The sequence below is a fragment of the Asticcacaulis sp. genome (assembly GCF_027484505.1).
Lineage (GTDB): Bacteria > Pseudomonadota > Alphaproteobacteria > Caulobacterales > Caulobacteraceae > Asticcacaulis.
In genome coordinates this window covers 36,822-43,675 of the sequence record NZ_JAIXSV010000279.1, presented here as the reverse complement: position 1 = coordinate 43,675, position 6,854 = coordinate 36,822, and the positions used below count along the sequence as shown (strand labels likewise).

The window sequence follows — 6,854 nt, the reverse complement described above, 5'->3', positions numbered from 1 at the left end:
TCCCAGTTGCGGTCGTCGGTGGTGACCACCGTGCCGGTGCGCAGGCGCTTTTTGAGGGCGTCGCCGTCCTGACCGGTGATATTGACCGCCGCCTGTTGCAGGGCGACCTGCACTTCGGCGATGGGCGGGATGGGGATTTCGCGCGGCAGCACATTGTCCATCACGTGATCGTCGCGCAAATAGGCGTGGGCCAGTACGTAGTCACCGATGCTTTGCGACGGACGCAGGCCGCCGCAGTGACCGATCATCAGCCACACATGCGGGCGCATGACGGCGAGGTGGTCGGTGATGTTCTTGGCGTTGGCCGGGCCAACGCCGATATTCACGAGGCTGATGCCCTGACGGTCGGGGGACAGCAGGTGATAGGACGGCATCTGGAATTTACGCCAGGGCGAATTGGCGATCAGCTCCAGCGGGTTCGGCGTGTCCCTGGTGATGACGATGCCGCCGCAGCAGGACAGGGCCGTATAGGGGCTGTCCGGGCGCTTGAGTTGCTCCAGCGCGTAGGCGACGAACACATCGACATAGCGATGATAGTTGGTCATCAGGATGTAGGACTGGATATGCTCAGCCGGCGTGCCCGTATAGTGTTTCAGGCGGGCCAGCGAGAAATCGGTACGCAACCCGTCGAACAGAGCCAGCGGACGATGCCCCTCGGCATCCAGAAGCTCCATACCGTCGGCGACTTCGTTGCCGATCAGGGCCAGTTCGGTGGTCGGGAAGTGCCGCGCCAGATCGAAGGCCGAGACGCTGTTGAGGTCAAGGCCCGCGCCATCCAGCACGTAAGGATAGGGGATTTCCTGATCTGACACGCCGACGCTGATTTCGGCATTATAGTCGATTTGCAGCAACTCAAGCTGCGTTCGGATCTCTTCGCCGAACAGGTCCGGGCGGGTGATCGAGGAGGAATAGGTGCCGGGCCGTGAGAAGCGGGCAAAGGCGCGGTTGACGACCGGATGGCGCAGGTGCAGCGGCGCGTCGTCATCTTCTTCATCGACGCCCTTCCACACCACGATCAGGCGCGGATAGCAGTAGCGGCCCTGTTCACGGGCGGCTTTCGACGGTTTGCTGCGGTCGGTGAGATAGGCCTGAAGATCGGTTTGCAACGCCTTGACGGCGGCGACGTAGATGTCTCTCAGGCGGGCGACGGCCTCGGCGGCGGTCAGATTTTCGAAACGGTGGCTTTCGGCGCCACGAGCCGCTTTTCTTTGCTTTTCCATATTCCATTGTGCCACGCCTTTTTCCCTGTGAAAAGGCCATGGCCCACACATTTTGTAACCCGGTTACAGGCGGCGTGAGGAATTTGGATCAGAGATTCGCTTTCAGAAATGCGGCGCAGTTGGCGCGCAGCGGACCCTTGCCGCGAAACGGAAGGGAATAGGCCGCCGCGCAGTCCGAATGGCTGAGGCCCTCATAGACGATCAGTTGCGACGACGTGCCGACCTTTGTCAGCGCCGCATCGAGATTGACCGAATTGCTCAGGCGGCACACGGTGTCGGCGCGGCTGTGCTGAAGCAGGAAGCGCGTCGTGCTTTTGGTGGCGTGCTGGATCGGCTGGGTTTCCAGCGGACGCGCATAGCTGCCGAAGCTGTTGCGCGTGGCGTCCACATCGAACGGATAGAAGTCGTAGGGGCCGGAGACGCCGATGGCCACCCGTATCGGATTAGAGGCCAGCGGATCGAATTTGAGAAATTGCTCATCCAGCGCCAGCATGATAGCGATATAGGCGCCGGCGGAGTGGCCCATGACCCCCAGACGCGCCGCATCGCCGCCCCAGTTGACGGCCTGTTTTTGCACATGGCGCACGGCGGATGCTGCATCCTGCATAAAGTCGGGGAAGACGACTTCCGGGTAGAGGCGATAATCGGCGACGACCACCAGATAGCCGAGCGAGGCCAGTGAACGCCCCATCCACGCATAGTCGGTCTTGCTGCCCGAATCCCAGTTGCCTCCGTAAAAGAAGACCAGTACGGGCCAGCCTTTTGGCGGCTTCGTCCCGGAGGTTGGGGCATAGACGTCGTAACGCTGACGCGCCTTATCGCCATAGGCCACATCCTGCGCGATGCGGCGTGAGCCGCCATCCTTGGGCGTCAGGGTGTTGAAGGCCGACAGGGTCGAACAGCCCGACAACAGCAGGCCCAGACCACTACCGATGACAAGGCTGCCCAGCAGCCGGCGTTTGTTAAGGATCATACGGAGCCTTTGCGACGGATTTTGCGCACAGTTGCGTGAAGATGCTGAGTTCTGACATTGAGTTCGGCCATGACTATCCTAGTATGGCCCTAAACAGACCATACGGATTTCAGGGAGCATTGGACGTGCATAAGCGAGACTTTCTTCTGGGGGCCGCCGCCGCGGCCTTTGCGGCGCCTGCGCTGGCGCAAACCACTCCGGCGCCCGTCCCGAAAACCGACATCCCGCGCGATTGGGTAGATGCGGACACGGGCCACCGCATTGTGCGTCTGTCGGACGATGACAATTCCAAATCCCTGTACTTCCATGACAATGCCTTCACGGCCGATGGCAAGTGGATGATCTTCGACAGCCCGTCCGGTATTCAGATGGTCGAGCTGGCGACGCGCAAAATCCGTCAGTTGACCCCGAGAGGCTATGGCAGCCTGATGGTGTCGCACACCAAAAACATCTGCTACGCGCGCAAATTCCCCGGCGGCGAAAAGAAGAGTGCCGACGATAAGGGCCGTGCCGGCATTGAGATCGTCGCCATCGACATGGATACGGGCAAGATCCGCACCATCGCTAAGGACATCAAGGGCTATGTGACCACGGTTAATGCGGATGATACGTTGCTGGCCGGAACCTGGGCCGAGCGCGAATACCAGCTTCAGCCGGGGCCGAAGGTCGCCAATACGGACGGCGGCTATAACGCTATAGGCCCGGACGGCAAGCCGCTGAGCTTTCAGGCGGCCAAGGAGGTGCGCATGGCCGAGCGGCTGGCGCAGAACATCCCGATGGAGATTTTCACGCTGGATATTCAGACCGGCGAACGCAAGGTGGTCACGGCCTCGACCGACTGGCTCAACCATGTGCAGTTTTCGCCGACCGATCCGCACCGCCTGATGTATTGCCACGAAGGGCCGTGGCACAGCGTCGATCGCATCTGGACGATCAAAACCGACGGTACGGGCAAGGAAAACGTCCATAAGCGTATGATGAATATGGAGATCGCCGGGCACGAATTCTTCTCGTTTGACGGTGAACGCATCCTGTATGACCTGCAAACGCCGCGCGGTGAAGACTTCTGGCTGGCCAGCTATGACCTCAAAACGCACAAGCGCATCTGGTATCATATGGAGCGCAACGAATGGTCGGTGCACTTCCAGATCAGCCGCGACGGTAAGCTGTTCGCCGGTGACGGCGGCGATGCCGACATGGTGGCGCGTGCGCCGGACGGCAAATGGCTCTATTTGTTCCAGCCGGAGATTATCGACGACCTCGGCGTCTCTGCCCCCAATGCGGCGGAGCTGGTGCGGCCGGGTGTGCTGCGCGCCACCAAGCTGGTGAACCTCAAGACGCATAACTATAACACCGAGCCGAACCTGCAATTCACGCCGGACGGCAAGTGGATCGTCTTCCGCTCCAATATGCACGGCCCTATCCACGTCTATGCGGTGCGGGTGGCGAAGGGGTGAAAATAACAAAGGGCCCCGGTGTTCCGGAGCCCTTTGTTATTGGCGTTCTATAGCCGCCGTCTTGTCCGGCATTAATAAGGGAAGCGGCGCACCGGCAGCGAAGCGATCTCGCCGTGTTTTCGGACGGCGGCCTGTAGGTCCGCCCGGGCTAGGGTCTTTTGACGTAGAGCCTCACGCGCCGCTTCTGCGGGTGTGGGGTGTCCGTCGGGCAGATAGGTTTGTATATTCATCAGGGCACCGGTGCGCGTGTCGGGGTCTTCGATCTGGGCGATGATGACCTTGGCTAGGGTATCGCTTTCGCCGGCGCACAGCAGAGCTGTTTCGAGCGGCCAGTAGGCGTCCTTGGCATTCTTAAGCATCAGATCGAGCGAGGCTTTCAGTTTCGTGGTCTCGCCGGTTTGCGCATAGGCGCAGGCGCGCACCTCTTCCGCCGACATCTGCCCGTAGATGCTGGCGTGTTCGGGCTTGATGTCTGCGACTTCTTTCAGCGCTTCCTGCGGACGTCCCAGCACATTGTAGAAGCCCCCCAGATTGATCTTTTGGCTGACAAGATCGTCGCCGGCAGCGATGGCGGCGTCGCGGCCTTGTTTCAGGGCCTGTTCGGCCTCGGCATAGCGCCCCAGTTGGGTCAGGAGACGGTATTTGGTATCCAGAGCCCAGTTGTGCTGGTCGGCCAGATCGTCGTAAGCGGGCTTATCCTTGGGGGCGGCGGCTATTTTGGCGAGCGCTTCGTCGATGAGTTTCAACCCCTCTTCCGAGCGCGCGAGGTTATCGAGGTCGCCGGCCACGAGGCTCGGACCGGCCAGAAGGCGGGGATGACTGTCGGCGAAGGCGCGGTGACGGACCAGTTGCGCTTCGAAGGCCGCAGCAATCTCAGCATCCGTCACCTGACGGTATGTCGCATACCGCTTGTCGATGCGAAAGCGGATGAGGTTTTCCGGCTCGATCATCTCGGCGGCGATGTCAGTGGCTTTTTCTGTGGCCTTGTCTGCTACGTAGATTTCGAACAGATCGAAAAACAGCCATTCCGCCGAATAGGCGCTGTCCTGCGGCGTATAGACCGCGGCATGCAGCGCCTCCAGAAGCTTGCGCTTGCTGACCTTGCCATCTTCGATTTCGTCGCTTAGCCGCACGATGGAGGTGATGAAGTGCCGGTCCATCGTGTGTAATTCTTGCGGGAATCGCGAAGCCAGTGCCGTCATCGCAGAAACGGCGTCCGTTTTTTTCTTGAGTTGCAAGGCAAGCTTGGCGCGCAAGTGCCAGTAGTCCGAGTCGAGTACCTCACCGGGTAGATTTCCAGCCTTCAACAGCGAGCCATAGGATGCGTCAAGCGCGCCAGCATCCAACTGTATAAGCGCGAGCAACCTGTAGCAGGCCAACTGAACCTCTGAGGGCAATTGGCTAAATTGCGGATGAGCTGTGATGGCCAGAAGAGAGGTGTTAGCGTCCCCGTACTGTTCGGCCTTCAATTGACGGTCGAGGCTCGCAAACAGGCTTTCGAGGGTTTGCGGCTGACTAACCGGTGTGGTGTGCGCGGCGGTAGCCGCGAACACGCTGACGGGCGTGAGTGCAATGGCAAGGGCAATACCCGCCAGACCAAGCATATGATACATGAGATCCCCCCCCCGGAAAAATATAAGACGACCTTAGTTCAGACGTGACGCCCTGTCACCCCCGGACCAGCGTGCACCCGGCGGAATAGACCAGCAGCAGCGACGGCGCCGGGGGCGTCGAGGGCAGGGGCGTGCCGTTTTCCCGATAGGCAAAGCCGCCGATGCGATAGATGCCGGCCTGAGTCTCATCGCGCTGCGCCGTCTGCGGGCGCACCTGTCCAACGATTTCGACCAGCGCGCGGTCATAGAGTCTGAGGCCGGAAAACTCCGATTTACGCATGGACACACTCCCTGCACAAACCGTGAACGATCAGGGTTAATGCGGGGTTAACCGACGCGCAGGGGCAGCGCTTTTGGTCCGCGCTGCGACAGGCTGGGCTTGAACTGTGGCTCGGCGGTTAGCTCGATGCTCTGAAACCGCGACAGAAGCGTCGCAAAGGTCGCCTCCATATTCATGCGAGACAGGTGGTTACCGAGGCAGAAGTGCGGCCCGGCGGCAAAGGCCAGATGGCGGTTGGGCGTGCGCCCAATATCGAAGCGGTCGGCATCGGTAAAGGCCTCCGGGTCGCGGTTGGCCGAGGCGTAGAGCAGGCCGATCTTCGTGCCCTTCGGTATCTCCCAGCCATTGACCTCCATATCCTCCGCCGCAAGGCGATGGAAGAAGGGCAGGGGGGCGTCATAGCGGAACATCTCCTGAATGGCTGTCGGCATCAGGCCGGGATCGGTGCGCAGATGCTGAAGTTCATCCGGGTGGTTCAGCAGCGCCGTCAGGCCGTTGCCCATGGCGTCGATAGTCGAGCCGTGCCCGGCCATCAGGATCAGCATACAGGTCGAGATATATTCGTCCTCGCTCAACTCGCCCGCGTCCCAGCGCCTCAGCAGCCGCGAAATCAGGTCGTCCTGCGGGCGTTTGCGACGCTCTTGAGACAGGTCGATCAGGTAATCATAGAAGGTCTGGGTGGTGCGCTCGGCCAGGGCCTTGCGCGCCTCGGTGCGGTCGATGTCGAAATACTGCACGATGTCCTCAGACCACACACGCAACTGCGCACAGTCTGCATCCGGCACGCCCAGAAAGCGGCCGATGACGCGCCCCGGCACGTGCACGGCCAGATCGTTGATAAAGTCGAACTCTGAGCCCACCGCGTCGAACAGCGCCGACACATAGGCCTCGACCCCGGCCTTCAGACGCTCGACCTGAGACGGGGTGAATTCGCCGAACACCAGACGGCGCAGGCGCTGGTGCATCGTGCCATCGGAATTGAGCAGGGAAAACTGCACGAAGCGTGCATGGTAGGGCATGTCGTGCCAGTTCTGGGCGCGGCGGTCGGCTTCGATCTCTTCGGCGCTCAGACGATGGTCGAGCGACCGCAGCGACAGGGGGTTGAGGGCGGCCGCCTGTACGTCGGCAAAGCGCGAGAACAACCAGATATCAAACGGCGCAAAGTAATAGGGCGCGTTCAGGGCCCGCAGACGTGCATAGGCCGGATAGGGGTTGCGGGTGAATTCGGCCCCTAACGGATCAAACAGGGCGGGATCGGCGGCAGACGGATCGGGCAAACGCATCGGACGAACCTGTGCGGGCGGCTAAGCC

General features: G+C 60.9%; 6 protein-coding genes. 1 reads left to right on the top strand and 5 read right to left on the bottom strand.

Annotated features, from left to right (window positions below; translation table 11 throughout):
- Both Q0072_RS16355 and Q0072_RS16350 read right to left on the bottom strand, forming a co-directional pair.
- Positions 1-1,220, bottom strand: a 1,220-nt coding sequence (locus Q0072_RS16355; RefSeq protein ID WP_298332324.1) for an AMP nucleosidase, incomplete at its 3' end; no start/stop codon positions are given.
- Between the two features lie 88 nt (positions 1,221-1,308).
- Entirely contained in the window at positions 1,309-2,193 is an 885-nt protein-coding gene (locus Q0072_RS16350) for an alpha/beta hydrolase (protein WP_298332321.1), read from the bottom strand.
- Between the two features lie 125 nt (positions 2,194-2,318).
- Here Q0072_RS16350 and Q0072_RS16345 point away from each other — a divergent pair, with 125 nt between their 5' ends.
- Positions 2,319-3,650 carry an oligogalacturonate lyase family protein gene (locus Q0072_RS16345; protein ID WP_298332319.1) on the top strand — a complete coding sequence of 444 codons (1,332 nt, stop codon included), beginning with the start codon at positions 2,319-2,321 and terminating at the stop codon, positions 3,648-3,650.
- 71 nt (positions 3,651-3,721) lie between these two features.
- On the opposite strand, the gene Q0072_RS16340 is transcribed toward Q0072_RS16345, so the two are convergent.
- The 3 genes from Q0072_RS16340 to Q0072_RS16330 are packed head-to-tail and all read right to left on the bottom strand — an operon-like array spanning position 3,722 to position 6,826.
- Entirely contained in the window at positions 3,722-5,263 is a 1,542-nt protein-coding gene (locus Q0072_RS16340) for a hypothetical protein (RefSeq protein WP_298332317.1), read from the bottom strand.
- 55 nt (positions 5,264-5,318) lie between these two features.
- Positions 5,319-5,543, bottom strand: a complete 225-nt coding sequence (locus Q0072_RS16335; protein WP_298332315.1) for a hypothetical protein — start codon at positions 5,541-5,543, stop codon at positions 5,319-5,321.
- 47 nt (positions 5,544-5,590) lie between these two features.
- Positions 5,591-6,826, bottom strand: a complete 1,236-nt coding sequence (locus tag Q0072_RS16330; protein ID WP_298332313.1) for a cytochrome P450 — start codon at positions 6,824-6,826, stop codon at positions 5,591-5,593.
- Positions 6,827-6,854: the final 28 nt, after the last annotated feature.